This window comes from Gemmobacter caeni, from assembly GCF_003054195.1.
Taxonomy (GTDB): Bacteria; Pseudomonadota; Alphaproteobacteria; order Rhodobacterales; family Rhodobacteraceae; genus Gemmobacter; species Gemmobacter caeni.
In genome coordinates this window covers 24,401-46,773 of the sequence record NZ_QBKP01000002.1, presented here as the reverse complement: position 1 = coordinate 46,773, position 22,373 = coordinate 24,401, and the positions used below count along the sequence as shown (strand labels likewise).

At 67.1% G+C, this 22,373-nt stretch carries 33 protein-coding genes and 1 pseudogene; 14 read left to right on the top strand and 20 right to left on the bottom strand.

What is annotated here, in order from left to right:
• Positions 1-6 precede the first annotated feature (6 nt).
• Positions 7-297 (bottom strand): hypothetical protein, encoded by a 291-nt coding sequence (locus tag C8N34_RS03030; RefSeq protein WP_108127605.1) that lies wholly within the window; start codon positions 295-297, stop codon positions 7-9.
• A gap of 132 nt (positions 298-429) precedes the next feature.
• Between C8N34_RS03030 and C8N34_RS03025 the strand changes: the two genes are divergently transcribed.
• From C8N34_RS03025 to C8N34_RS03010, 4 genes are read left to right on the top strand one after another with little or no spacing between them, the layout of a single operon-like run.
• Positions 430-870 (top strand): hypothetical protein, encoded by a 441-nt coding sequence (locus C8N34_RS03025; RefSeq protein ID WP_145693536.1) that lies wholly within the window; start codon positions 430-432, stop codon positions 868-870.
• 24 nt (positions 871-894) lie between these two features.
• Positions 895-1,311, top strand: coding sequence for a hypothetical protein (locus C8N34_RS03020; protein ID WP_108127601.1), 417 nt, complete (start codon positions 895-897; stop codon positions 1,309-1,311).
• Entirely contained in the window at positions 1,308-2,255 is a 948-nt protein-coding gene (locus C8N34_RS03015; RefSeq protein WP_108127598.1) for an MYG1 family protein, read from the top strand. The genes C8N34_RS03020 and C8N34_RS03015 overlap by 4 nt, the downstream gene beginning before the upstream one ends.
• Entirely contained in the window at positions 2,255-2,830 is a 576-nt protein-coding gene (locus C8N34_RS03010) for a hypothetical protein (protein WP_145693535.1), read from the top strand. Before C8N34_RS03015 ends, C8N34_RS03010 begins: the two co-directional genes overlap by 1 nt.
• A gap of 52 nt (positions 2,831-2,882) precedes the next feature.
• Here C8N34_RS03010 and C8N34_RS03005 read toward each other — a convergent pair whose 3' ends face one another.
• The 6 genes from C8N34_RS03005 to C8N34_RS02980 all read right to left on the bottom strand — a co-directional run bounded on the left by C8N34_RS03005 (position 2,883) and on the right by C8N34_RS02980 (position 5,814).
• On the bottom strand, positions 2,883-3,452 hold the full coding sequence (locus C8N34_RS03005) for a hypothetical protein (RefSeq protein WP_108127594.1): 570 nt from the start codon (positions 3,450-3,452) through the stop codon (positions 2,883-2,885).
• An 86-nt stretch (positions 3,453-3,538) separates the two neighbouring features.
• Positions 3,539-4,009, bottom strand: coding sequence for a hypothetical protein (locus C8N34_RS03000; RefSeq protein ID WP_108127592.1), 471 nt, complete (start codon positions 4,007-4,009; stop codon positions 3,539-3,541).
• Entirely contained in the window at positions 4,006-4,578 is a 573-nt protein-coding gene (locus tag C8N34_RS26630) for a DUF4326 domain-containing protein (protein WP_199750650.1), read from the bottom strand. Before C8N34_RS26630 ends, C8N34_RS03000 begins: the two co-directional genes overlap by 4 nt.
• Positions 4,575-5,012: a hypothetical protein gene (locus C8N34_RS02990; protein WP_108127590.1), complete on the bottom strand. Its 438-nt coding sequence runs from the start codon at positions 5,010-5,012 to the stop codon at positions 4,575-4,577. The genes C8N34_RS26630 and C8N34_RS02990 overlap by 4 nt, the downstream gene beginning before the upstream one ends.
• Before the next feature lie 12 nt (positions 5,013-5,024).
• Positions 5,025-5,450 carry a hypothetical protein gene (locus C8N34_RS02985; RefSeq protein WP_108127588.1) on the bottom strand — a complete coding sequence of 142 codons (426 nt, stop codon included), beginning with the start codon at positions 5,448-5,450 and terminating at the stop codon, positions 5,025-5,027.
• A 97-nt stretch (positions 5,451-5,547) separates the two neighbouring features.
• Positions 5,548-5,814 (bottom strand): hypothetical protein, encoded by a 267-nt coding sequence (locus tag C8N34_RS02980; protein ID WP_108127586.1) that lies wholly within the window; start codon positions 5,812-5,814, stop codon positions 5,548-5,550.
• Positions 5,815-5,902: 88 nt separating this feature from the next.
• On the opposite strand from C8N34_RS02980, the gene C8N34_RS02975 reads away from it, so the two are divergent.
• A complete protein-coding gene (locus tag C8N34_RS02975; RefSeq protein WP_145693534.1) occupies positions 5,903-6,805 on the top strand; it encodes a hypothetical protein in 903 nt (300 codons plus the stop codon).
• Positions 6,802-7,359, top strand: coding sequence for an ADP-ribosyltransferase-containing protein (locus C8N34_RS02970; RefSeq protein WP_108127582.1), 558 nt, complete (start codon positions 6,802-6,804; stop codon positions 7,357-7,359). Before C8N34_RS02975 ends, C8N34_RS02970 begins: the two co-directional genes overlap by 4 nt.
• Here C8N34_RS02970 and C8N34_RS27265 read toward each other — a convergent pair.
• Positions 7,360-7,431: pseudogene (locus C8N34_RS27265) on the bottom strand (hypothetical protein); the annotation flags it as partial. It lies immediately after the preceding gene.
• A 30-nt stretch (positions 7,432-7,461) separates the two neighbouring features.
• The gene (locus C8N34_RS02960) at positions 7,462-8,571 is read right to left on the bottom strand and encodes an LVIVD repeat-containing protein (RefSeq protein WP_108127580.1); all 1,110 of its coding nucleotides are present in this window, start codon (positions 8,569-8,571) and stop codon (positions 7,462-7,464) included.
• Between the two features lie 287 nt (positions 8,572-8,858).
• On the opposite strand from C8N34_RS02960, the gene C8N34_RS02955 reads away from it, so the two are divergent.
• The 4 genes from C8N34_RS02955 to C8N34_RS02940 all read left to right on the top strand — a co-directional run bounded on the left by C8N34_RS02955 (position 8,859) and on the right by C8N34_RS02940 (position 11,644).
• The gene (locus C8N34_RS02955) at positions 8,859-9,659 is read left to right on the top strand and encodes a hypothetical protein (RefSeq protein WP_108127578.1); all 801 of its coding nucleotides are present in this window, start codon (positions 8,859-8,861) and stop codon (positions 9,657-9,659) included.
• A 151-nt stretch (positions 9,660-9,810) separates the two neighbouring features.
• Positions 9,811-10,842: a GSU2403 family nucleotidyltransferase fold protein gene (locus C8N34_RS02950; RefSeq protein WP_108127576.1), complete on the top strand. Its 1,032-nt coding sequence runs from the start codon at positions 9,811-9,813 to the stop codon at positions 10,840-10,842.
• Between the two features lie 52 nt (positions 10,843-10,894).
• Positions 10,895-11,419 carry a hypothetical protein gene (locus C8N34_RS02945; protein ID WP_108127574.1) on the top strand — a complete coding sequence of 175 codons (525 nt, stop codon included), beginning with the start codon at positions 10,895-10,897 and terminating at the stop codon, positions 11,417-11,419.
• Positions 11,420-11,437: 18 nt separating this feature from the next.
• Positions 11,438-11,644 (top strand): hypothetical protein, encoded by a 207-nt coding sequence (locus C8N34_RS02940; RefSeq protein WP_108127572.1) that lies wholly within the window; start codon positions 11,438-11,440, stop codon positions 11,642-11,644.
• A 3-nt stretch (positions 11,645-11,647) separates the two neighbouring features.
• On the opposite strand, the gene C8N34_RS26180 is transcribed toward C8N34_RS02940, so the two are convergent.
• Positions 11,648-11,803, bottom strand: a complete 156-nt coding sequence (locus C8N34_RS26180) for a hypothetical protein (protein ID WP_158640461.1) — start codon at positions 11,801-11,803, stop codon at positions 11,648-11,650.
• Between the two features lie 249 nt (positions 11,804-12,052).
• Between C8N34_RS26180 and C8N34_RS02935 the strand changes: the two genes are divergently transcribed.
• Positions 12,053-13,627, top strand: a complete 1,575-nt coding sequence (locus C8N34_RS02935) for a Fic family protein (protein ID WP_108127570.1) — start codon at positions 12,053-12,055, stop codon at positions 13,625-13,627.
• A 280-nt stretch (positions 13,628-13,907) separates the two neighbouring features.
• Here the strand turns inward: C8N34_RS02935 and C8N34_RS02930 are convergent, their stop codons facing one another.
• The 7 genes from C8N34_RS02930 to C8N34_RS27260 form a co-directional block, all read right to left on the bottom strand.
• The gene (locus C8N34_RS02930; RefSeq protein WP_108127568.1) at positions 13,908-14,822 is read right to left on the bottom strand and encodes a hypothetical protein; all 915 of its coding nucleotides are present in this window, start codon (positions 14,820-14,822) and stop codon (positions 13,908-13,910) included.
• A gap of 7 nt (positions 14,823-14,829) precedes the next feature.
• Positions 14,830-15,024 (bottom strand): hypothetical protein, encoded by a 195-nt coding sequence (locus C8N34_RS02925; protein ID WP_108127566.1) that lies wholly within the window; start codon positions 15,022-15,024, stop codon positions 14,830-14,832.
• Positions 15,025-15,144: 120 nt separating this feature from the next.
• Positions 15,145-16,395, bottom strand: a complete 1,251-nt coding sequence (locus tag C8N34_RS02920) for a type II toxin-antitoxin system HipA family toxin (RefSeq protein WP_108127564.1) — start codon at positions 16,393-16,395, stop codon at positions 15,145-15,147.
• Complete coding sequence (locus C8N34_RS02915; protein ID WP_108127562.1) at positions 16,392-16,763, bottom strand: nucleotidyltransferase domain-containing protein; 372 nt, start codon at positions 16,761-16,763, stop codon at positions 16,392-16,394. Before C8N34_RS02915 ends, C8N34_RS02920 begins: the two co-directional genes overlap by 4 nt.
• On the bottom strand, positions 16,753-17,358 hold the full coding sequence (locus tag C8N34_RS02910; protein WP_108127560.1) for a nucleotidyltransferase: 606 nt from the start codon (positions 17,356-17,358) through the stop codon (positions 16,753-16,755). Before C8N34_RS02910 ends, C8N34_RS02915 begins: the two co-directional genes overlap by 11 nt.
• Positions 17,355-17,792 carry a hypothetical protein gene (locus C8N34_RS02905; protein ID WP_108127558.1) on the bottom strand — a complete coding sequence of 146 codons (438 nt, stop codon included), beginning with the start codon at positions 17,790-17,792 and terminating at the stop codon, positions 17,355-17,357. The genes C8N34_RS02910 and C8N34_RS02905 overlap by 4 nt, the downstream gene beginning before the upstream one ends.
• Positions 17,793-17,856: 64 nt before the next feature.
• Complete coding sequence (locus C8N34_RS27260; RefSeq protein WP_158640460.1) at positions 17,857-18,447, bottom strand: antitoxin VbhA family protein; 591 nt, start codon at positions 18,445-18,447, stop codon at positions 17,857-17,859.
• A gap of 130 nt (positions 18,448-18,577) precedes the next feature.
• Here C8N34_RS27260 and C8N34_RS02895 point away from each other — a divergent pair, with 130 nt between their 5' ends.
• Positions 18,578-19,234: a tyrosine-type recombinase/integrase gene (locus tag C8N34_RS02895; RefSeq protein ID WP_108127554.1), complete on the top strand. Its 657-nt coding sequence runs from the start codon at positions 18,578-18,580 to the stop codon at positions 19,232-19,234.
• A gap of 106 nt (positions 19,235-19,340) precedes the next feature.
• Positions 19,341-19,640: a hypothetical protein gene (locus tag C8N34_RS02890; protein ID WP_199750649.1), complete on the top strand. Its 300-nt coding sequence runs from the start codon at positions 19,341-19,343 to the stop codon at positions 19,638-19,640.
• 18 nt (positions 19,641-19,658) lie between these two features.
• On the opposite strand, the gene C8N34_RS02885 is transcribed toward C8N34_RS02890, so the two are convergent.
• Together C8N34_RS02885 and C8N34_RS02880 are read right to left on the bottom strand one after the other, a co-directional pair.
• The gene (locus C8N34_RS02885) at positions 19,659-20,165 is read right to left on the bottom strand and encodes a DUF29 domain-containing protein (protein ID WP_158640459.1); all 507 of its coding nucleotides are present in this window, start codon (positions 20,163-20,165) and stop codon (positions 19,659-19,661) included.
• A 137-nt stretch (positions 20,166-20,302) separates the two neighbouring features.
• Positions 20,303-20,497, bottom strand: coding sequence for an antitoxin VbhA family protein (locus C8N34_RS02880; protein WP_145693533.1), 195 nt, complete (start codon positions 20,495-20,497; stop codon positions 20,303-20,305).
• 319 nt (positions 20,498-20,816) lie between these two features.
• On the opposite strand from C8N34_RS02880, the gene C8N34_RS02870 reads away from it, so the two are divergent.
• Positions 20,817-21,494 carry an RES family NAD+ phosphorylase gene (locus tag C8N34_RS02870; RefSeq protein ID WP_108127545.1) on the top strand — a complete coding sequence of 226 codons (678 nt, stop codon included), beginning with the start codon at positions 20,817-20,819 and terminating at the stop codon, positions 21,492-21,494.
• A 472-nt stretch (positions 21,495-21,966) separates the two neighbouring features.
• On the opposite strand, the gene tnpA is transcribed toward C8N34_RS02870, so the two are convergent.
• The gene (gene tnpA, locus C8N34_RS02865; RefSeq protein ID WP_108127543.1) at positions 21,967-22,365 is read right to left on the bottom strand and encodes an IS200/IS605 family transposase; all 399 of its coding nucleotides are present in this window, start codon (positions 22,363-22,365) and stop codon (positions 21,967-21,969) included.
• Between the last annotated feature and the right edge of the window lie 8 nt (positions 22,366-22,373).

The window sequence follows — 22,373 nt, the reverse complement described above, 5'->3', positions numbered from 1 at the left end:
GGCCTCTCAGGGTTCGGGGTCTTCAGGGTCGGCGTCGAGGCGGGCCTCGAACCGGTCGGAGGGGAGCAGCTCCGCGTCCGGGCCGATCAGGCCCAGCTCGGCCAGATGGTCACGCAGCCCGCCGAGGTCCGTCTTGTGACGCATGAACCCGTCATCGATCAGACCGATCGACCCGTCCTCCTCGGCGTGGATCTCGAAGATCGTCTCCCCGGATGGGTTCCGGACGTCCGCGTAGAAGTCCCCCCGCTCATCGAGGTTGACGTAATAGCCGAACGGGCCGGGGCCGGGCTTGGACATGGGTCGGGTCTCCTTCAGGGGCAGGATGTCCCGGATCGGTGAAAACGGGAAGGGCGATTTATCGTTTCAGATTTTCGCAAAATTCGAAGAGTCTGGCTATATGGGTCTTATGGGGCTTTCGGGGGGCGGGACGTGTCTGAACACATAATGACGGGGCGGGCGGACTGGCCCGAGGAGCTCATGACCGCGGCGGTCCTCTATCGCCGGACGGAGCAGGCCCGCTACCGGGCGGACGGGTTCGAGGAGCGGATGCGACAGCGCCTCGCCGCGGATCCAGGGCTTAACCGGGAGGTTCGCGCCGCCTGGGCCGGGGTGGAGCGGGACATCCTGGACCGGTTCCGGTCGATGATCCCGAAGACGAAGGCGGACCGGGACAAGGGGCCGAAGGTGTTCGAGGTCCATCACGAGATCGCGGTCGGGAAGGAGTGCTTCCTGCTCTGGCTCGACGAGACCGGGTCCGCTGCGGAGGCGGCCGCCTTCACGAGGGGCCGGCTCGCCCTGACCGGGGACCCGGCTGAGTTTTACGCCAAGGCGGGCCTCCTCGAGCAGGAGACCGGCCCGGAACCGGTTTGACGAAAAAGAACAAGAGAGTTTGTTATGAGCAGGATCATGTTTTGCGCCACCCCGGAGGGGATGCGGCGTCAGGTGCGGGCCCTGACCAGGCCGGACGGGGACGCGCCGCGCCTCCTCCTGAGCGGGAAGGACGTGCTCGAGGCGATGCTCGCCCTTGAGATGGGGATGGACGTGGTCGCGGACGCGCGCGCCGCCTCCACCGGCTGGCGCCTTCCCGAGGGGGTCGAGATCGGGTTCGACCCGGATATGGACGGGGAGAGGATGTCCCGGATGCGCGAGCAGTGCGAGGGGCGTGCCCGTCACCTCTCCCCGCTCGCCGGACTTCAGCGGGTATCCGCCTCGCCGGACAACACCGCGGCGATCGCCGCGAGCCGTCCGTTTCGGGTGATCGACCCGTTCGGCCCTCATGAGCCGGCCTGCGCCGGACCGGAGGCGGCATGACCGGCGCGCGCGAGGTGAGGCGGCTCATCACCCATGACGGTCGGTTTCACGCCGATGAGGTCCTGGCGACCGCGGTCCTGACCCGGCTTTTCCCGGAGGCGGAGGTGGTACGTACCCGGGATCAGGGGCTCGTTCAGGACCCGTTCTCTCCGGATATCATCTATGATGTCGGCGGCGTATATGAACCGGCGCGCCGCCGGTTCGACCACCATCAGCCGGGCGCACCGACCCGGCCCAACGGGGACCCCTATAGCGCCTTCGGCCTGATCTGGGCCAGATACGCGGCCCCCTATCTGCGCCAGATCGGAACGGACCCGTCGCTGATCGACCGGGTGGCCGCCTCTGTGGACGAGAGCCTGGTCCGGGGGATCGATCTTCTGGATAACGGCAGGCTCGACCCGGCACAGCTGGGGGCCGCGGCCGACCTGACCCTGCCGATGCTGATCGAGGACCTGAACCCGGCCTTTGACGACCCGTCCCCTGAGGCGGAGCGGTCCGGTTTTGACGCGGCCGTAAGGCTCGCGGCGACCCTTCTGGAGAACCGCGCCCTAAGTGCCGAGGCGACGCTCAGGGCGGACCGGGAGGTGAGGGGGGCGATCGATGCCTCCTGGGGGTCACCGATCCTTGAGCTGCCCCGCGGCGCCCCGTTCGGGGAGACGATCAGCCGTTCAGGGGCGGACCATATCCGTCTCGTGGTCCATCCGCGAAAAACGGACTGGGTCGTCTCCACCGTCAGCGTGACGCCGGGCTCCTTCGTGAGACGGCTGGACCTGCCTGAGGCCTGGGCCGGTCTTGAGGGGGAGGCGCTTTCCGAGGCCTCAGGGGTGGGGGGCGCGGTCTTCTGCCACCGGGCCCGATTCATGGCGGTGGCCCGGACCCGGGAGGGGGCGCTCCGGATGGCGGAGCTGGCGCTCGCGCCGGACCCGGTCCCGGAGCCCTCCTGATGCGGCTCCTCGCCTGGCACGGGACGAACCAGGCGTTCGACCGGTTCGATCCGGACTGGCTCGGTTTCGCGAACCCGAACGAGGCGTCCCGCGCCGCCCTCTTCCTCGCGATGCGGGAGGGGACCGCCTGGGCCTATGCGGAGAGCGCCGCGCGCAAGCTGATCCCGGACCAGGCGGCGCATGAGGCGCGGGTCGCGGAGCTCCTGGCGCGGGCGGAGCGGGCGTCGCGCCGCGGGGCGCATGACCTGTCCGAGCGGCTCTACCTCGAGGCGGAGGAGATCGAAACCCGCGCGCTTCAGGCGGTTCCGGCCGGCGCTCGGGTCCTCCTGTGCGAGGTCGCCCTCAGGAGCCCGCTGGAGGTGGACGGGACGTCCCGTGCGGTTGTTACGGATCTCGGCGCGGTCCTGCGGGCGGCGCGAGGGGCCGGGCATGACGGGGTGATCATCCGGGACATCGCGGACACCCCGGCGGGCGCGTTTGAGCCGGATGATCATATCGCGGTATTCGAACCGGAGAGGGTTCGGATCATCGAGGTCCGGCTGGCGCCGGAGCCGGACCCGGAACCGGCCTGGTAGATGCGAAAAAGGCCCCGCGAGGGGCCTTCTCTTTTCCGGATCAGGGCCGGGATCAGGGGGTCGGGGTGGGCGCCTCCGCGCCGCGCGGCTCGAGGGAGGAGGCGGAGACGAGGCGCGAGTACCAGTTCCCGTTCTCCTCGTTCTTCTCCGGCTTCCAGGCCCCCTGGAAGGTGATCTTCCCGCCCGCGCCGGCCGCGCTGGCGGCGCGCGCGTCCGCGCCGGACAGCATCACGTTGCGCTCCCTCTCCATCCCGTCGATGGCGATCTTCGCCGCGGTCCAGTCCCCGTACTCGTTCGAGCCGGACCCGTGGATCTTGCTGATCGTCGCCTCGTAGGTCTTGGGCTCCAGGGTGGAGACGGAGAGCCCCTTCCCCTTGGCCAGGCTCTCGCCCTGGACGAAGATCTGCCCGCCCGCCTCGACCTTGGCGCGGAACGCCTCCATCGCCTTGCCGCGGATGTAGAGGTCGACCGTCTTCTCGGGCCCGTGTACGTCCAGCTTGGCGACCAGGTAGTCCTTCTTGCTCTTGTCCTGACGGGTCTCGATCGAGGCCGGGTCTACGGTCCCGTAATAGGCGTTCAGGAGGGCGGGGGTCTTCTTCTCGGTCTCGGTCTTCCCGGTCATCTGTTCAGGTCCTCTAAGGGGGATGGGTTTCTCATGGGACATTATCGTGATGCGCTGAAAATTCGCAAACGGTTTTTCGCATGTCCTCACGGGGCCGGTCCGGACGGGTCCTCCTGCGGGGTCTCCTCCGCCGGGGGCGGGTCGAGGGGGCGGGAGTCGAGGAACCGTATCGCGTCCGCGTCGAACGGGGCCCACCAGCGCACCCCGTCCCGAACCGTGGTGAGCCCGTCATGCCCGGCGTCCCGCCAGGCCCGGAGGTCCCGCTGGATCGTGGAGACCCGCGCGCGCTGGAGGTAGAACCGGAATTTTGGTGCGGAGATCAGGACCGGCGCGTCGACCCGGACCTCCGCCGTGATCAGCCGCGGCGCGCCCCCCGATCGGCCGTACCGGGCCGCCCGGCGCGCCCAGTAGGCGGCGTCCTCGGCGTCCTCCGAGAAGAAGAAGCCGAACTCCGTCGTCGGGTTCCGGACGCTCCGGCCGAGCTGGCGCGGGTCGAACCGGTCGAACGCGTGGCTCGTCCCGTGGAAGACGATTGGGGGGATGCGGGCCGCGATCACAGGTCGAGCCCCGGCTGAACGGGGGGCTCCGGCCGGGGCAGGGGGCGCCCCAGCGCCAGGTCCCGCAGCACGTGCCCGTGGCAGGCGGCGGGGGCGCACCAGCAGACCAGGTCCTTGCCGGCCAGATCGCGGCGGGCCCGGTCGATGAGCGCGGGCTGGTTGCCGAGCCAGGCGACGTATTTCCCCATGACCGCGTCCCGGTCCCCGTCCCGCCCGATCGCGAACGGGTTCCCGAAAGGAGAGGGGCGGCCGATATAGACGGCGCTCGCCGGCCGGCCGTCCTTGTGCTGGTTCAGGACCCGGGGGATCGGGGCGTCCTCGAGGAGGGTGAGGGGTGTCCCGCGTCCCAAGGCGAGGTGCGGGTCGAGCACGATATGGGGGTGCCCGTCCACCTGAATTCCCAGATCCGTCCCGCCCAGATTCGGGAGGTCCGCCACGGTCACGAGCCGGCCGCGCGGGGGCACCCCGTTCTGGATCATCCGCTCCCCGGCCGGGTTCTTGCCCCAAACCCAGCCGAGCCGGAGGCCGCGGCGCAGCTCGGACGGGTCGGTGATCAGCCGCCCGGTCACGGGGCGTGGTCCGGGTCCGGCCGGCCCCGGTCGAACCAGGACAGGTCCGGGTCCCAGTTCGCGATCTTCCCGTCCGGTCCGATCGAGAGGATCACATAATCCCCGAACCCCTCCTTGCCGGGGGCAAGGAACGGGGGGACGTAGGCGTCCCGCTCCGCGAGCACGCCCCCGTCCGCGTCGAGGAGCCTATAGAGCCCTGCGTCGCAGACCTTGTAATGGGTCTGCGCGGTCACCCCCTCGGGCCAGTCGAGGACCCGCCCCTCGTCGATCAGGATCCGGAGCGTCCAGAGGTCCCCGTCCCGGAGCGGGATCTGCGGGTCCTCATCCGTCTCCTCCACCCCGTTGACCGATGCGTCCTCCCAGTACCGGGGCGCCATCTCGGCGACGATCAGCGCCGCCTCCGCCTCCTCACTCGTGCGTTTGGAAAATCGCATACGGGCCGCCCCTCAGATCGGGGTCGGGTAGCGGTGGCGCCAGGCGTCCACCCGGTTCGCGAGGTCCAGGGCGGGCAGGTCCCCGAGCCCGTTCAGGAGGGCGTAGAAGGGCTGCGGGCTTCCTGCCCGGCGCGCCGCGGCCTCCCGCAGCGCCCCGACCAGCGCCTCCTGCACCTCATGCGTCTCCAGCTCCTCATAGGGGTTGGGGGCGGGGACCCGGCGGATATGGGGGATCAGGTGGACCTGCCAGAGCGCCTCGTAGAGCGCGTCCGCCTCGGCGGTCTCGAGGAGCTCAAGCGCCCCCTCGACCCCGCCGGACCCGTCCCGCAGCGTGTCCAGCGCGGCGCAGGCGGCGGCGGCCAGGTCCGGGAAGGGGAGGTCCCGGATCCGGTCCGGTTCGAGGACGCTGAGATCGGGCGGGGAGGGTGAGGGGCGCATCAGGGGCTCCGGCTGATGGGGGTTCGATCTCCCCCTGATATGGGGTCAGCCCGAAATCGGGAACAGGAGAAACGACCCGATACGGGTATTCGCAGGCTCACGGCTCGGGCCCCGGGTCGCGCAGACGATGCTCGCTCTCGCTCGCCCAGTGGAGGACCCGACCGTCCTCGAGCCGGATCCGGACGAGCGGCGCGCCCGCCACGTGGGCGGCCTTTGGGTTGTCCCCCTCCGCGAGCCCCGCCTCGCCCATGTCGAACGCATGATCGAAGCCGGGGACCGCGCCCGGCCGGTAATGGTCCGTGTCCCCGAGGCTGAAACACCGGCTGCGGATGTAGAGCCCCTTCTCGTCGCGACGGATCCGCATGGTCCTTCTCCCCCATGAGCGCTTCCTTTTCGGAGCGGGATTTTCGCAAGGATCGGTCATCTTTCCGGAAAACGCAAGGAGACCCGCGATGCCCGTCACCCTCCCCGATGATTTCCCGCTCCTCCTTGAGGGGGCGCGCCAGCCGGACCGGGTCCGGGCCGCGATCGACCTGATCCGGGACGGGCTCGCCGCGGGCGGGATCCGGAACGTCGACTATCAGGAGGCGAAGTCCCGTCTCGGCCGCGCCCTCGAGCAGGCCTGGGACCGTCAGGTCTCCGCCCCGTTCTTCCACGCGGGCCGCTGGGAGGCCCAGCCGGGGCCGGTCCAGGCGCTCAACCACGCCTGCAACCCGAGCTCGCTCCATGACCTCCTCGCCGTGGCGAGGCGGCTCGACGCCTCTGACGCGACGGGTCCGGCCGTGGCGGCGATGCGGGCGCTGACCGCGGAGGTCCTGCCGCTCGCCGAGGCGGCGCGCGAGCTGAAGGGGCTCGTCGTGAAGGGCAGGGCGCCCGCGCCGCCCAAGCCCGTGAACCCGGACCAGGTCCGCGGGACCTGCTCCTGCTGCTTCCGGGACACCGCCGTCCTCGACACGGGCCGGATGGCCCATCACGGCTATGAGCGCCCGGGGGATGGATATCAGTCCGCGAGCTGCGCCGGTGTCCGTTTCCCGCCGCTCGAGGTCTCCACGGAGGGGCTCGAATGGCTCGTCTGGTCCACCTCCGAGCGGCTCGGGGCGGACCGGGAACGGCTCTCCGGCCGGGACGAGATGAGCACCATCACCTATGAGGCGCATGAGAAGGGGAAACTGGTTCCCCGGACGGTCAGCCGGGGCGAGGAGGGGTGGTACAGGGTTCTGCGCGCCTGGACCCGGATGATGGAGCACGCGGTCCAGACCGGGGAGCGCCAGCTCGACCATCTCGAGAAGGAACTGGAAACCTGGCGGGCGCGGCATGCGCCGACCCGGACGGACGAGGATGGGCCGTCCCCATGACGGAGCCTTGCGAAAACCGGGACCAGTGGTTCGGGAACAGCAGGCTGGTCGATGAGCAGGGCGCGCCGCTCGTGATGTACCACGGCACCCCCGACGCGAGCTTCGAGCGGTTCCGGGACGACCAGTTCTTCACCCCGGATCCGGACTACGCGCGCCGGTTCCTGAGCTCCGCGACCTCCTCGTCCTCCTTCTACGGGGTAACGGATCGCCGGCCCGGGGTCTTCACGGTCCTGATCCGGGCGGAGAACCCGTTCGACACCCGCAACCCGGCGCATCGGGCCCTCCTGAAGGAGCGGTTCTGCGGGGTCCACGGGGAGGGGGTCCTTACGGAGCTGGGCCTTCCGGACTGGGTCGAAGGGCGCGACATCGCGCTCTGGCTGCGCGAGGAGCTGGCGGACCAGGGGTTCGACGCGGTCCTCGTCGATGAGGGCCGTGACGAGGCGGGGCAGCGGCCCCCCTCTTGGATCGTCTTCTCCGGGGATCAGGTCCACATCAAAGAGGTAGAGACCACGGTATTGTCCCCTGAACTCCCTGATGACACGTTTGAGCCCTGATCAGGGATGAACGGATGCCGGGGTCAGCCGGTTCTCCAAGGTGTTGCCCCCCAACTGTCCGCGGTTGTTTTTCCCCCAGCATTTAGCCTAACCGAAGCCTGTTCAGAGCCCCGTATCGACCCCGAGATCGATGACGATTAACGCGTCACCTCTGAAGCTGGTCATGTAGGCATGCGAGCCTGAGATGGCCAGGCCGCGGGAGGCGTTGTCAAACCTGACATCCGTCAGGCTGGTGGCGATGGTCGGCGCCGCAGGGTCGCTGACATCGACCACCGTCAGCTTGTTGGCCAATCCGCTGTAGGCATAGACGTATGAGCCCGCCGCGACGACGGTGCGCACTCCATTCAGATCGGCGCTTGAGATCCGGCCCAGAGCTGATGGAGCGGCAGAATTGCTGATGTCGATCACGTTCAAGCTGTCTGACGTGGTGGCAGAGAGATATGCTCGGGAACCGGAGACCGAGACGCCCCAGGCCCCATCGTAGTTACGGGGGCTCCTGAGGTTTCCAACAATGGAGGGCGCGGCCGGGTTGCTGATGTCTACGACCGAGATGCCGTCAGACTGGTCGGCCGCAACATAAGCGAGCGACCCGACGATCCTGATGTCTCGGGCTCCGTCGAACCTCGTGTCAGGAAGGGGGCGAGCGATCATGGGCGAAGACGGATCACTGACGTCGACGACTGTTACGCGATCGCCCATCTGTCCGGTCACGAAGGCATTTGATCCCGATACGGCGACATCCCAGGCTCCATTCAGCTGGAAGGAGCTCGCGATCCTGCCCCTCACCGCGGGAGCCGTGGGGTTGCTTATGTCGACCACCGTCAGGCTGGTGGTGGCGTAGCTCACGACGTAGGCATAGGATCCCGAAATGGCGATGCCGTCCGCCGCATTGAGGTCGACCGCGTGATATGCACTTCCCACGATCGTCGGATTCGTCGGATCCGAAATGTCGATCACCGTGAGCGTGTTCGCGAACTTGGAGACGACATAGGCGTAGGATCCGGACACTGCGACGGCGCTGGCCCCGTCGAGCTGAGCCGAGGCTATGCTCCCCACAATCACCGGGTTGGGAACCGCACCCGCGGTTTCCCCGGTCACCTGGATCTCTAGCGTCACGCTCCCGCTGATCTGCTGGGCGATAACGGGGAACGACAGGGTGAGCGCACATACAGAAGCAATACCCATAAACGTAGATTTTAACATTTTTCGCATCACATGAGGCTCCTGCGGTAGCTATGATTCTGTGGGTCCAGGGGCGAGAGGAACTTCCCCAACGTATCTTTCTCGCAGAGAAGAAAGTCAAGTTATCGATCTTCGTGATCATGGCATGATCCCTTGACCGGGACCGGCGCGCCTGCGATATCAAGGCGCGGCGCGCAGCCCCGGCACTCGCAGGCCGAAACCGCGAACCAGAAGACCCCACCTGAGTTGTCAGATCAGCCCCTCCCGGCTTTTCGACCAACTTGCGAGCGAAGAGCCAGTTTCAAGGAGGTTTAGGCATGATCCTGAACACGCACACCTATCGTCTCATCAAGAACGCCCTCACCCTGATCCCGGGCGCCCCCTCCTCCGCCCAGCTGGGGGAGGCGATGGCGGCCGCCTGGGAGTTCCGCTCCTATCACGCGCTGAACGAGCACCTCTCCCGGGTCGACACGGACCTCTCCGAGATCCCGGACCGGTTCGACGTCCATCCGGACAGGATGCTCCGGCGTCTGGCCCGGCTCGACGTGGAGCCGGAACCGGCGCGCAGCCTCGCCCTCACCATGCTCCTCGTGCAGGACGGAGCGTTCGCGGTCGAGATGATGGAGGAGTTCGAGGAGCTCCACGGCGCGCGCGCCTACCGGTTCGACCAGACGACCCCGGCCTGGCGCGAGACGGTCACCCGGGCCGCGGAGGCGCTGGCGGAGCACGCGCCCCGCAAGGCCTGGCACCTGCCCCTCGAGGCCCGCCTCGACTGGCGCCACCCGGACCCTGACGCGCTCGACCTCTCCTCCGCGCTGCGGGTGATCCCGTTCGGGGAGGTCCCGCATCTCGAGGACAGCCGGGACCTCGAGGCGGAGGAGTTCGAGCAGACGGACCGGGTTACCGATCAGGGGGGGCAGCTCCCGGTCACCATCATCGAGAACGTGCTCGCGATGTGTCAGCACCTCCTGCCCGACGGGGCGCGGCACCTGATCATCGGGCCGACCGGGGTGGTCGTCCTTTATGAGCTCTTCGAGATATGCCTGGTGGCGTATGATCACCGGGAGAGGCACCTTTACCCGGCCCTCTACCCGGCGGACGGGACCGAGATGGGCTGAAATGCGCTCCCGTTTCCCACACGCGGAGAATTTTTGTGTAGGAAAAGGGCGTTTCGGTATCGCGCAGGCGCGTGTCGTACTCTCTCTCGCTTGACCGCACCTCAGGACGTCGATATTCCTACACAAATAATAATTTTGTGTAGGAAATCCCGTGCCCTCGCTCCCGATCCCGGTCCAGACCTCCTACCAGGAGCTGCTTCAGCGGTTCGGGGCGGCCCCGTCCGTCTCGATCGAGGGGTCGCTCGTCCGGGTCGAGAAGTCCGGACGCGGCTACTGGGTGGCCCGCCGCCGGGTCGGGGACCGGGTCACGGAGGAGGCGATCGGGCCGGACACGCCGGAGGTGCTGGCCCGGGTCGAGGCGGCCCGCGCGGAACAGGCCGCGCACCGCGCCTGGAACGAGCGCAACGCGGCGCTGGTCGCGATGCTGCGCGCCGCCGGCGCGCTCACCCCGGACCAGGAGACCGGCAAGGTCCTTCTCGCCCTGTCCCGGGTCGGGTTCTTCCGGGCCGGCGGGCTCCTCGGCGGGACGCACGCGTTCCGGCTCTACCCGCTCTTCCTCGGGGTGGAGGCGCCCCGGTCCGAGATGTCCGTCACCGGGGACGTGGACATGCTCGCCCCCTCCCATATCCGCCTCCTCGGCCCGCGCGAGGCGCTGACCTCCCGCCTGAGGGCGGCCGGGCTCGCGTTCGAGACCCGGTTCGGGCTTGAGGAGGACACCCCCCCGAAGCTGATCGTCGGGGACACGGTCGAGGTGGAGATCCTGAGCCCGGTCGCCCGTGGCGGGGCGCGGACCCACTTCCATGAAGGGCTTCAGGAGCGGGTCAGCGCGCTCCGGTTCCTCGAGTTCTCCCTGGTCGGCCCGGTCCGTCAGGTGGCCCTTTACCGGGGCGGGGTGGAGGTGCTGATCCCGGCCCCGGAGCGCTACGCGCTGCACAAGCTGATCGTCGCGCAGCTGCGCCAGGGCCCGTTCCGGCTGAAGCGGGAGAAGGACCTCGCCCAGGCGAGCTGGCTCCTGGAGCTCCTCGCGGAGACGCGCCCCTACGAGCTCTGGTCCGCATACCGCGACCTGACCTCCCGGGGGAAAGCGTGGACCCGCCACCTGACCGCCTCCCTCGCGGAGGCGCCGCGCGCCGAGGCGGCCCTGGCCCGGGTCCGGGAGGAGTTCGCCGGCCCGGACGAGTAGAGACCTGAAGCCCTGTCCAGATATCCGTTCACGAAAAGCAAGCGAGGCCCCCATGGAACCGATCATCCTCAACAAGCCGGCCCCGTCCTGGATGCGCGACGCGTTCCGGGGGGTCGGGACCGGCGGGATGCTCCGCCTCGCCGACCAGCTGATCATGCTCAAGATCGACGACTTCACCCCGGCGGACCTGAAGGGGCTGCGGGGCAAGGTGCAGGTCCGGGTCTACCGGGGCCGGTCCGTCCTCCTGATCCACCTGCTCCAGTCGAACTTCGCCTTCGAACTCTGGTGGTCCCCGGTGATCGGCCGGCTGAACGGGGAGCCGCCGCTTGAGGCGGACTGGGAGCACCACCCGGTGGTGAACATCGTGGCGATGGACAAGAAGCTCAAGGTCCGCAACCTCCGCTCCGCGACCCTCTCCCCGGAGGTGGCGGTCGCGATCTCGCGGGCGATGAGCGAGCTCCTGGCCACCCCCTGCACGGACCGGGACGTGCAGATGGAGATTCAGGCCCTGATCGCGCTGCACCAGGGCCGGTTCCCGGACGGGATGTTCCACGCCGCCTGCAACCTCGGGGACTGAGCGGCGGGGCGCATAACCATGGACGGATCAGAGGAGGACCCGCTTCGTGCGCTCCTGATCGAGATCTGGGACCGGTTCCACCCCGGGATCCTCTGGTGGGCGAACCGGGAGGCGGCGACGGACCCGGCCAACGCGCGGATGGTCTACCGGGAGCTCCTGTCCGGCCCGCCCGGCGCGATGGGTTACGCGCGGCGGCTCTGGCCGCTTCTGCCGCCCAAATCTTGAGGCTCAGTCCGGAGCCGACCGGACCCGCTCCCGGTACCGTTCCGCGGCGCGCAGCAGCGCGGGGCCCGGCTCGGGCGGGTCGGCGCAGACCGCCCGGATCGCCGCCAGATCCTCCGCGCTGAGCGGGACCCGTTCGGGCCCCTCCGTCCTCTCCGACATCTTCGTCGCTCCGTTCCTCTGTGGACCGGATCATACCGGTTCCGGGTCCGGAAGGAACGCGAAATTTTTTGTTTTCGTAATGTTCTGGCGGCGGCCGCCCATGCGGTGATCTCCTTTGTCGCCCGATTTATTGATGGACGAACCCCCTTAAATCGGATATGCGGACATGATAGCTTTCTTAAATAGAAATTTCGGACAATTCTTGCCGGGCATCGCGGCTTAACTCCGGAAATCGGACAGGGGGGTCTTATGGCCGGGTTCATCTTCGCGCCCAAGGGGGACGACACCGCCGCCAGGCGCCTGCGTCGTCAGGCGGGGGCGGGCGAGCTGGTCAAGCTCGCAACCGGGGTCTATTTGTCTGCGGACGGGGTCGCCCCGGAGGAGGCCGCGCGGCTGCACTGGCCCGCCCTGGTCGGCCACCTCTTCCCGGACGGGGTGATCACCGACCTGACCGGTCTCACCTACGCGCCGGAGCGGGAGGAGGCCACCGGCACCCTCCACGTTTTCGTCAGCGCCCCCGGGGCCCCGCGACGGGTCGAGATCGCCAAGCTGGTGATCAGCGCCCGCCGCGGCGTCGGGCCCGTCGATGGGGACATCCCCTATATGGGGTCCTGGGTCGCGGGCCCGGAGCGGCGCTATCTGGACAACATGACCCCTTCCCGGGCCAGGGGCGGACCCGCACGCACCCTCGGTCCGGCCGGGGTGGAAGCGCGGCTGGAACGGGAGTGCTCCGCGAAGGGGGAGGCGCATCTGAACGGGATCCGGGACGGGGCTCGACGGATCGCCCCCCTGGTGGGCAAGGACAAGGAGTTCGAGGCGCTGGATCAGCTCATCGGCGGGCTGTTGCGGACAAGGGGGGCGACGATGCGCACCCGGGCGGGCCGGGCGCGGGCGGTCGGCTCCCCGATCGACGAGGCCTGCCTCGAGCGGGTTATGACCCTTCGGACCGCGCTCCTCGCCGTCCCTTATGCGCATGTCCCGGACCCGAACCTGTCCGTGGGGGCGCGCAGGGCCTCCAGCTTCGTCGAGGCGTTCTTCTCGAACTATATCGAGGGGACCCGGTTCCTGGTCGGGGAGGCGCGCGAGATCGTCTTCGAGGGGAAGATCCCGCAGTCCCGTCCGCAGGACGGGCATGACGTTCTGGCCACCTACGCCAAGCTGATGGAGCCGCCGCGGCCGCGCCTGTCGGAGATGGGCCCCGACCAGTTCATCCTGAACCTCCAGGTGGATCACGGGGACCTGATGCGCGAGCGGCCCGAGGTGGGACCGGGCCGGTTCAAGACGGCGGCGAACCAGGCCGGGAACACCGTCTTCGTCGCCCCGGAGAAGGTCCACGGAACCCTTCACGAGGGGTTCGAGCATGTCCGCGCGGTGAGCGACCCGTTCGCGCGCGCGGTGCTCGCGCATTTCCTGATCTCCGACGTGCACCCGTTCAGTGACGGGAACGGGCGGATGAGCCGGCTCGCGATGTCCCGCGAGCTGATCTCGCACGGGCTCAGCCACATCGTCATCCCGACCGTGTTCCGTCAGGACTACCTTTCCGCGATGCGGGCGATGACCCGGCAGGGGAACCCGGACATCCTGATCCGGTCCCTGTCCCGCTGCCAGCAGATCTCGGCCGCCTGCGCGGCGGAGACGCTGGACGAGGCGATCGGCCGGTGGGCCAGCACCCGCGCCTTCCTGGAGGAGGACCGGCATGCGAGCCTCACGGACCCGCAGGACCCGTCGGAGGTGGTCTGGCGCGACGGGGTGCCGGCGCCGCGGCGCTACTGGGAGCACGTTGATCATGACCGGGACGCCGGGACGGGGCCGGGGTTGTTATGACCCGTTAAGTCGGGATTATGGTCAATCTTCCCCGCTTAACCTGGGATTCCGGTCAGGATCGATGCTCCGACCCGTCTTAACCCGGGAATCCGGACATCCTGATCTTTCACCGGCGATGTTTCGGCGGCGGCGCGTGCGTGCCGCTTTTTGTCGGATTTCATGCCGCTCTTATGATGGATGATTATCTCACCTTTTCATGGTGTTGCTGGTGAAAGTTAAGACGTTTTGCCGATCTGGCGTGCCGGTCTTTCCTGCATCAGGAGGGGCCGACCGCATCATTTTAGTCCGCTTCCGGCCGGGGCCGAGCAGATGAGAAGCCCGGGTCCTTCCGCTCCCGTTCAGCGATCCTCTTCTCTCGGCGCGTGATCCCGTCGGAGGCGGCCTTCCTGACCTGGAATTCGGCGAAGCGGGGCTCCCAGGCCGGGTGATCCGAGAGGGCCAGGGCGTGGGCGAGCAGGTCCACCCCGTGATCCAGGTAGATCCGGTCCAGCTCCTGGGAGCGTCCGTGCTGGATCAGCTCCCGGATAAGGTCCTGCGTGCTCCGCTGGAGCCCTTTGATGAGGTCCGGCTCATCCTCCGGACGAACCGACAGGATCCGGTCCAGCTGCTGGCGAATGTAGGCCTCCACCACATGTGGGGACAGGCGAAGCTGGCGGATCGCGTTCGGGTCCCGCCGACGCAGGATGACGATGTTCGAGATCCGACTGCGAAGCACCTCCATCGGGGCCATGACCCGGATGACCACCTCGTCCTCCCCGGACCCGTAGGGCAGATCGACCCAGCCCTCCTGAACCTCAGCGTTTGACAGGCCCGCAAGGCAGCCGAGGATGTCGATCTGGACCGTCCTTCCGTCCCGCTCATAGAGGACGATCGCCGCCTCCGGCGTGTTCACGTGGTCCATGTCCGGGATCTCGACCCGCCCCCCGAAAACCCGGGCCAGGTCGCGTGCGAGGTCCACGGTGCCGAAGAAGTCCACGTCTTTCGAGGTGACCGGCCCGCCCAGCTCGTCAAGCTGTTCAGGATCCAGAAGCTGGTCCGCCCAGAGCCCGAGCGCCTGTCCCCCGATCAGGATCGCCTCCGTGTCCCCGACGGAGAGGATAACCTCCTGAACGAGCTCTTCTGGCAGATGAAGGAGGTCCGGCTCGTCCTCATAGGCGTTATCCGGCTGATCAGCCGGGTCGGCCGTGCCGCTCATTCGCGGGTCAGGCGAGCACGAAATCGACGGATTTCGGCTTGTATTTGGGCTTGAGGCCGATCACGTCCTTGCGGAAGCCCCGGAACACCAGGTTCTCCCGCTGGAGCTCGGACGGGGAGACCTCGCCGCGACGCAGCCGCTCCTCGTCCCGCTCGCGGGAGAGGGCCTTGACCGCCGCTCTGTTCTTCAAGAGGTCCGACATGGGTCCGGTTTCCGGGAATCGTGCGTTGATACCTTGTCAATATGCCCCTTTCGGGCCGGCTCTTCAACGATTATCGACCTGATCGGTTTCCAGGCAGTTACTCCAGGGGACGCCCCGCGGTCATCTCAGACCGCCATCAAGCCCATCGTTCTGCGGCGGCGTCGCGTCCTTCCGGTACCCCCGCTTCTCGGGACTGTCGAGGAAGTCCGCCAGATAGTCCAGATCCCCCTCCGTTACCCCCACCTCCGCGAACACGTCCCGCCACAGCGCGACGTGACCGGCGATCCGGTTCCATTCCGCGAGCGCCTCCTCGGGTCTCATCCCGAACCGGGGCGCGGCCGCGACCGCGTGCTCCCGGTCGAACCGGTTCAGCATCCTCGGGTCCGGAGAGATCTGGATCGCCTGAACACCGAGCCCGTTCATCTGCACCGGGACGTCATAGGCGGGGCTGAGCCCCCAGGTCCCGTCCTCGCGGCGCAGGAAGGCGTGGTTCTTCGTGTGGTCGTCCGTGTTGTCGATCATGATGTTGAACGCCATCCGGCCGAAGAGCTCGCGCTGCTGCGCGAGGATCTCCCCCGGCGCGGCCAGCTTGCGGATCAGCCCCGAGATGGTCGCGTAGCTGTCGTCCCCCTCCCGGGCCAGGAGGGTGCGCGCGGAGACCGCGTGCTCCCGCCGGTCCCCGGTCCGGTCGAACCGGCGCACGAGGAGCACGTGGTCGATCCCGCCCCGGACCGCCCGGGACTCCGCCACGTTGAGCCCGGCCCGGCGGGCCAGCTCCATGGAGGCGTGCTCGATCAGCAGCTGGTCGACGTTCTGCCCCTTGGGGAACTTCGCGATCCATTCCGCCCCGTCCTCCTCGACGAGCATCTTCGGGTGCGCCCCGCCGAGGGAGCCGGCGCTCGCGATCAGCTCCCGCTCCCGGTCCGTCAGCGGCTCCCGGGCCATCACTCGGCCGATCACCTCCTCCGCCTCGCGGATCGAGGCGGCCTGAAGGAGCGGCGGCTCCGGGAAGGGGCGGTACTCCGTCGGGGAGGAGGAGATCCCGAGCGCGCCGAAGCGGCGGTCCCCCGCGTACCACAAAAGGTCAATCGGGCTCATGCGGCTCGGGCGGGATATGACCCGGATGATCCGTTCGCCCCACTGATCCGGGATGGCGTCATCGAGCGCGCCCGGCGCCCGCAGGCCGGGCTCCGTCGCGTGGAGGTCATTCGCGTTCGACGTGCCTGGCGTCAGATCGAACCCGGACGCCCGCCAGTCCGGTTCAAGGCGAAGTATGCAGGTTCGGGCGTTCGCCTCGAGCCGGACCTCGCCGATGAGGCACGGGGCGCCCGGGTCGCCAAGGTACCAGCAGAAAATGCGATCCAGGCTCATGGATCGTTAGGTACCCGACCAACCAGGCCGGGCGCCTCATCCTTAAACTGGTCGATCCGGACCCCCTCGCGCGCGACGATCGCCGACAGGGTGGTCACGCTGTCCTGTGCGTCGAGGAAGTCGGACCGGGTCACCACCAGCAGGTCCGCGTTGAGTCCGGACCGACGCCGGACCTGCCAGACCCGGACCGCGTCCAGCGCCTCCTCCGGCGCGTCATCGGGCAGGATCGCGAGCAGGTCCCAGTCGCTGTCCGGATGATGGTCGCCGCGGGCGCGGCTTCCGAAGAGCCAGACCTCCTCGGCGCCCAGCTCCGAGCGGCAGAGCGCGATCAGCCCGTCCAGGCGCGGATGTTCGCGTTCAGCCCTCATATCTATCCTCGTGCCCTGTTTCCCGCTGAACAACACTTTCGGGACCAAGGATATTCTCAAGCAATTCCTGTAGCCCGAAGGTGGTTTTTGGTGATATCTGAGATTTAGGATAGAAAGACGCGACTATGTCGGCGGCCTCATCGAAACTTTTAATTCCGATGGATTTGACGAGAAACCTGATGTCCTCGATGTCAGATGAGTTCTCGGAATCAAGACCTCTCATCGCCATCGCCTTCATCGCAAAAAGATATTCGGGCGTCGGTCGCAAGACTCGTAATCCGCACCCATCTTCCTCAATCGTGAACATTTCCTGGAATTGCGGATTTGATGATATGAAACCCTTGACGCCGTCGTTCAGCCATCCGGGGTCCCATTCCTTCTCCCGTGCGATTTCGTCGACGATCGCCCGAAGAAAGGATGCCCCTCGGTGTATCACGACATCCACATCTCGTGTCATCTTCCGTGCTTCGTATTCGATGACCATGACAGTCCCGCCGTAGACGGAAAATTCGATCATGGCATCTCGCTTTTTCGCTCGTTCAGCGATGTCTCGCAGGATATCGAGCAACGCCTCTTTATCCAGGCTGGACTTCAAAGAGCCACCTCATCGACCAGCCTGGACCCGAACGGGACGTCCTTCCTTGGGGTGTAGAGCGGATCCGCTTCGACAAAGATCATCCGTTCGCGAAAAGCTGCCGGACTCTCCACGATGAAGGTCGCCTTCAGGGACTCCATGCCGCTTGGAAACCAGGCGCGACGAAGGTAGCGTTCTGGTTTGGTCGTCCAGGCGGGGGGCGGCCCGATCGTCTCCCGGCTGAGATGCGCGGCACAGGCCGCCACCCACGCGTTCCGCTTCGGATCATCTGTCAACGGGGGCTCTTCGAGGATCATCTCGTATTTTTTGAGCGGATCAGATTCTGAATAGAATTCATCGAGGAATTCCTTCAGTGACCCGCCGCTCGCTGCGCCGTCCGCATAAACCTCCGCAAGCGAGCGGGGCCTACCTGAGAATGGGTCATGGACTTTCATGGTTCTCTCCGCACGACTTGACTGTCCCCTCTTTATCACGAGGGCGCCGAAAAAACATATCGTTTTACGGGGCTAAGGATGGGGTGTGCGTCACTGAATCCGACTGGAGGTTTGCGGCCAGGAACCGGGTCCGCGCCCGGGCGCGGAGCTGATCGAGATCCAGCTCCCCGCGCACGAACGCCTCCAGCTCCGCCAGGGAGGCCGCGTCCGGCTCCGTCCCGGAGGCCCGCTGACTCCCGAGCGCGCTCGCGATCACCGCGCGCCGGAGCCACGCCTCGACCTCCTCGGGGGTCCCCTCCTGCGGTTGGGACCGGAGCAGCTTGCGGGTCCCGAACACGAGGGGCGGGACCCGGCGCTCCGTCAGCGCCCGGAGCCGGGCGATCCGCCCCTCGAGCCGGTCCGCCTTGCGGCGGCGCCCGTGGAGGCGGGGAGGGACCTGCCCGAGGCGGGTGGCTGGTTCCCCATCTTCTAACGCACCCACTTCTCTTGAAAAACATGGACATTTTTGTAAACCGGACCCAAAATCCGCGTCAATCGTCAAAGGGTTACGAACGAACTGTAAACCATGCGCGTCACCGGAAGAAGTGCGAAAAATGATCGCCGGAAAAACCTCACCGTTTTCTCGGCGCGTTTCTCCCACCCTTTCTCGGCTCATCCCGGCCTGTCTGGTTCCCGAATAACAAGCCGGATCAGCAGGTTGATGAGCCGGTTTCGGTACGGGCCGTGGTGTATGTGGCGATATTTCCGACCCCACGATTGTGGGGTCAGACAACATGATGGCGACGATGCAGCGGATCGTCTCCTTCGCCTATGAGCGGGGGCTGATCGGGGAGCATCATCTGCTGAAGATCCGCAAGCGGGTCCGTACGAACCGGGCGGACGTGGTCTGGACCCGGGAGGAGATCGAGACGTTCGAGGCGGGCGCGCCCGCCTACGTGAGCCGGATCCTGATCGCGGCGGTGGAGACCGGGTACCGGCCCGGCGACCTGAGCCTGCTGGCCCGGTCCCATTTTGAGCCCCGGGCCGGAACGCACGGGCGGGTCCTGATCCGGACCCGGAAGAGCCGAGGGCGGAACTACGCGTCCGTCCCGGTCACCCCGCGTCTCGCCGCCCTGGTCGCCGGGCTCCCCGCCGACCAGGAGCGGATCATCGTGGCCGCGAACGGGCGCCCGTTCGCCAGCTCGGACGAGCTCGGGAAGCTGGTCTCGGAGTGGCGGGACCGGCTCGGGATCCGCAAGGGGCTCCGCCTCTACGACGCGCGGGGGACCGCGGTGACCCGGCTGGTCCGGGCCGGCTGCAACCTCGGGGAGCTGGCCGCGCATATGGGGTGGAGCCTCCAGCACGCGGCGGCGATGCTGGAGCGGTACGCGGCGCTCGACCCGGAGATGTCGGACGGGATCCTCGAGAAGGTGAGGCGCGCCGAGGACCGTAACGCGAAATGATTGATTTTTTGGGATGAACCGGCATATACCGCTTAGCGCGCGGAGGACACGTCATGATTGACCTTGGTCCGGCTGATCGCCTTCAAGTATGACGCAGGAGGGTATGATGGCCCGGAGTAAACGCGCTCTGAGGGTGGAGGCGATCAACACGCTTATCGGGCGTCGGGTCGCACACGTGTTCAAAACGCGGGACTGGGAGCTCCTTGAGGAGGTCGCCCGTCTCGCCGTCGCGGACGCCCCGGTGGACCTGGCCGCTACGGACCCGGCCCTCTTCGTTGCGCTGAGGAACGCGATCACCGCTTATCACCTAGCTGGCTGGACGAACATGACCCCGGAACGGGTCAGGTCCGTCTGCGGGGATGCGGCTGGACCGGTTTTCGCCCATCCGGCCTCTCAGATCGCCTGAGCAACGGTCCCACAGACTTCAGGGTTGGGGCGTTTGTTCTGAGATTTTCCCCTGAAGGTGCTCTATGGCCGCCTTCGTGTTGAACCCCCTGTTGGTGAACATGCTCAACGGGAACGGGCACGCCTCAGGCAGGGCGGGGAGCGTAACGTCGAAGGTCTCCAGAGCGTTCCCGGCCTCCTCGATCGCGTCCTTCCAGATCTCCTCCATGTCGACGCGCTGGCCATATCCGGGGGACCAGGCCTTCCGGATCGAGACGACGAAACCGCCCACCTCCTGCTGCCAATGCTGACGGGACGGGTCGGTCGGGTCCGCAACGATCTTCAGCAGATGGACCATGGCCTGACCCATAAGGCTGGTTATCTTGTTGATTTCACTGCGTCCCAGATCCTCGATCTCCTCCGCAAGGTTCTCGACATCGAGACCGGCGTTGTTGAGCTGAGGCATCCCCCTGAGTCGGGCGGCCTGCTCGACCGTCCAGCCGACGAAATCATCCTCATACCTGTCGACCATCTCAAGGTTTGGCATGCTGTCGACCCCTTTCCACCAATTCAGCGGATCCTCCGCCTTCATGATACCCTGACAACACAAGAAAATCCAGACCGGCGCCCCTAAGCTCAAAAGCGTTCATCACGATGCGGCGGGGAAGAGCCGGCCGGTTCCTGTCAGAAATACCTCGCCGCGGCGCGTGCCCTGACCTCCGTAAGGTCAATCGTCCCGGTGATGAACTCCTCCAGATCCGCAAGGCTCTCACGGTCCGGCTCCAGCCCCTCGGCCCGCTGACTCGCTATAGCGCTGGCTATGACCCGGCGACGATCCTCGGGATCGGCGGGGTCATAAGGCTTATGCGTACACGCCACGGCCCTGGGGCTGTCGGGCACCAACCCGTCCGCCACTCTGAGGCGATACGAGGCGAGGGACCGGATCCTGCGATTCGACTGGAGGGGCGGGGCCGCCTACCCGCTCTTCCAGTTCGACGTGGCGGAGCGCCGGGTTCATCCGACGCTCCTGCGGCTGCTGGAGATGCGCACGGACGCGTGGGGCGGGCGGATGGCGCTCCTCCACTGGCTGACCCGCCCGAACCGCAGCCTTCAGGGGGCGCGCCCCTGCGACCGGCTGGGGGACGGGGGGCGAGGTCGTTCAGTCCTTCGCGGCGGAGCTCGCCGAGGTCCTTAACGGATGACCACCTTCTCCATCGAGATCCCGCCGCCCTCGGTCTTACGTCCGTCACGCGTCTCGTACCGCCCCCTCCCGGCCGGGACGGACCTTCACCGGATCCACCCGGACCGGTTCGGCCCGGCCCAGTTCAACGACTCCGCGCTCGGCAACGCCCGCTTCTCGCCGATCCGCCGGCCTGACGGGGCGGTGATCCCGACGATATACGGGGCGGGGACCTTCGCCTGCGCCGTCGGGGAGACGGTCCTGCGCTGTCCGGACCTCGAGCCGATCGACCCGTTGACCGGGCGCCCGGTCCTGATCGCGGTCCGGCCGCACAAGTGGCGCGGGAGCGCGCACAGCCTGATCCGCACGGCGCGTGACCTGCGGCTCGTCGATCTGACCACGCAGGGGCAGCGTCGGCTCGGGATCGGCCGGAACGCCCTTCTGGCCGGACCGACCGTGACCTACCCGGCCACGCGGGCCTGGGCGGAGACGATTCACGCCGGCTGCCCAGACGCTCAGGGCCTGTATTACACCTCTCATCAGTTCGGCCCGGACTTCGCCGTCGTCCTGTTCGGGGACCGGGCGGTCCTCCCGTTTGAGGCTACGACGCATCAGCGGCCCCTCTCCGGGGCCGACTGTGACCGGGAGATCCGCGCCTTGGCGGATTTTCTCAACATCCTCTACGAGGACCTCTGAGCGGGCATGAGACGGGAGGGCTGCGGTGCCCGTATCGTCACCCCTCCGGACCGGTTTGTCTATCTGGGCGACAGATCATCATTGTCGTGGGATTCGCGAAACGGGCTCGTGTTTTGCGCTATCGGCTCGTTTTTCGAGAGGTCCACAGAAAAATGTGAAGCGTACAGATCAACTAAGGCGCGTGCCTTATTGATCCAGTTAGTCACTTTTTCAAAAGAGGGAGCTCGAGGAATTCTGCCGGACGGACTCGGATACCTGAAAGACGTGGCATAGTCGGTCAAATTCGCCAGGTCCTTTAGTCGCTGCTTGACGGAACACGCATCAGGCAGGAGTGCGACCATGTTGTCTAACTGGTGATTCCCCGCGCTTCTTCGGACAACGTCACGTCCAAAGTCCTCAGATTCGAGCGCAGCGTTCACCCTAATCTCCGGGAAGCCCCGTCTGTTCACGGCGGGGAGGGATAGGAGACGATTCATGTCGCCGATCTTTGGTTGGCGACATATTTTCGCACGATCTCGATCGGAGCCCCGCCGCAGCTTGCGGCGAAATAGGACGGGGACCAGAGCCCCTTCTGCGCGAATCGCCGCAGCTCCGGCCGGTCGCGCAGCAGGAGCCGGGACCCGACCCCCTTCAGGGAGTTGACCAGCCGCGCCAACGTCAACGTTGGCGGGTATTCCAGCAGGAGGTGGACGTGATCCGCCTCCCCGTCGCATTCCACGAGGCGAGCCCCGAAGTCGGCGGAGACCGCCGCGAAGGTGTCCTTAAGCCGGGACAGGGCGTCGTCGTCCAGCGCCCCACGCCGGTACTTGGTCACAAAGACCAAGTGAACGTGGATCGCCGACACCACGTGTCGGCCTTTGCGATATTCCATCTTGCGCC

Bases quoted from the DNA above. Each gene is read 5' to 3' on its own strand.
- C8N34_RS03030 (WP_108127605.1), bottom strand. From the start codon at position 297: ATGTCCAAGCCCGGCCCCGGCCCGTTCGGCTATTACGTCAACCTCGAT.
- C8N34_RS03020 (WP_108127601.1), top strand. From the start codon at position 895: ATGAGCAGGATCATGTTTTGCGCCACCCCGGAGGGGATGCGGCGTCAG.
- C8N34_RS03015 (WP_108127598.1), top strand. From the start codon at position 1,308: ATGACCGGCGCGCGCGAGGTGAGGCGGCTCATCACCCATGACGGTCGG.
- C8N34_RS03010 (WP_145693535.1), top strand. From the start codon at position 2,255: ATGCGGCTCCTCGCCTGGCACGGGACGAACCAGGCGTTCGACCGGTTC.
- C8N34_RS03005 (WP_108127594.1), bottom strand. From the start codon at position 3,452: ATGACCGGGAAGACCGAGACCGAGAAGAAGACCCCCGCCCTCCTGAAC.
- C8N34_RS02990 (WP_108127590.1), bottom strand. From the start codon at position 5,012: ATGCGATTTTCCAAACGCACGAGTGAGGAGGCGGAGGCGGCGCTGATC.
- C8N34_RS02985 (WP_108127588.1), bottom strand. From the start codon at position 5,450: ATGCGCCCCTCACCCTCCCCGCCCGATCTCAGCGTCCTCGAACCGGAC.
- C8N34_RS02980 (WP_108127586.1), bottom strand. From the start codon at position 5,814: ATGCGGATCCGTCGCGACGAGAAGGGGCTCTACATCCGCAGCCGGTGT.
- C8N34_RS02975 (WP_145693534.1), top strand. From the start codon at position 5,903: ATGCCCGTCACCCTCCCCGATGATTTCCCGCTCCTCCTTGAGGGGGCG.
- C8N34_RS02970 (WP_108127582.1), top strand. From the start codon at position 6,802: ATGACGGAGCCTTGCGAAAACCGGGACCAGTGGTTCGGGAACAGCAGG.
- C8N34_RS02960 (WP_108127580.1), bottom strand. From the start codon at position 8,571: ATGCGAAAAATGTTAAAATCTACGTTTATGGGTATTGCTTCTGTATGT.
- C8N34_RS02955 (WP_108127578.1), top strand. From the start codon at position 8,859: ATGATCCTGAACACGCACACCTATCGTCTCATCAAGAACGCCCTCACC.
- C8N34_RS02945 (WP_108127574.1), top strand. From the start codon at position 10,895: ATGGAACCGATCATCCTCAACAAGCCGGCCCCGTCCTGGATGCGCGAC.
- C8N34_RS02940 (WP_108127572.1), top strand. From the start codon at position 11,438: ATGGACGGATCAGAGGAGGACCCGCTTCGTGCGCTCCTGATCGAGATC.
- C8N34_RS26180 (WP_158640461.1), bottom strand. From the start codon at position 11,803: ATGTCGGAGAGGACGGAGGGGCCCGAACGGGTCCCGCTCAGCGCGGAG.
- C8N34_RS02935 (WP_108127570.1), top strand. From the start codon at position 12,053: ATGGCCGGGTTCATCTTCGCGCCCAAGGGGGACGACACCGCCGCCAGG.
- C8N34_RS02930 (WP_108127568.1), bottom strand. From the start codon at position 14,822: ATGAGCGGCACGGCCGACCCGGCTGATCAGCCGGATAACGCCTATGAG.
- C8N34_RS02925 (WP_108127566.1), bottom strand. From the start codon at position 15,024: ATGTCGGACCTCTTGAAGAACAGAGCGGCGGTCAAGGCCCTCTCCCGC.
- C8N34_RS02920 (WP_108127564.1), bottom strand. From the start codon at position 16,395: ATGAGCCTGGATCGCATTTTCTGCTGGTACCTTGGCGACCCGGGCGCC.
- C8N34_RS02915 (WP_108127562.1), bottom strand. From the start codon at position 16,763: ATGAGGGCTGAACGCGAACATCCGCGCCTGGACGGGCTGATCGCGCTC.
- C8N34_RS02905 (WP_108127558.1), bottom strand. From the start codon at position 17,792: ATGAAAGTCCATGACCCATTCTCAGGTAGGCCCCGCTCGCTTGCGGAG.
- C8N34_RS27260 (WP_158640460.1), bottom strand. From the start codon at position 18,447: ATGAGCCGAGAAAGGGTGGGAGAAACGCGCCGAGAAAACGGTGAGGTT.
- C8N34_RS02895 (WP_108127554.1), top strand. From the start codon at position 18,578: ATGCAGCGGATCGTCTCCTTCGCCTATGAGCGGGGGCTGATCGGGGAG.
- C8N34_RS02890 (WP_199750649.1), top strand. From the start codon at position 19,341: ATGGCCCGGAGTAAACGCGCTCTGAGGGTGGAGGCGATCAACACGCTT.
- C8N34_RS02885 (WP_158640459.1), bottom strand. From the start codon at position 20,165: ATGCCAAACCTTGAGATGGTCGACAGGTATGAGGATGATTTCGTCGGC.
- C8N34_RS02870 (WP_108127545.1), top strand. From the start codon at position 20,817: ATGACCACCTTCTCCATCGAGATCCCGCCGCCCTCGGTCTTACGTCCG.
- tnpA (WP_108127543.1), bottom strand. From the start codon at position 22,365: ATGGAATATCGCAAAGGCCGACACGTGGTGTCGGCGATCCACGTTCAC.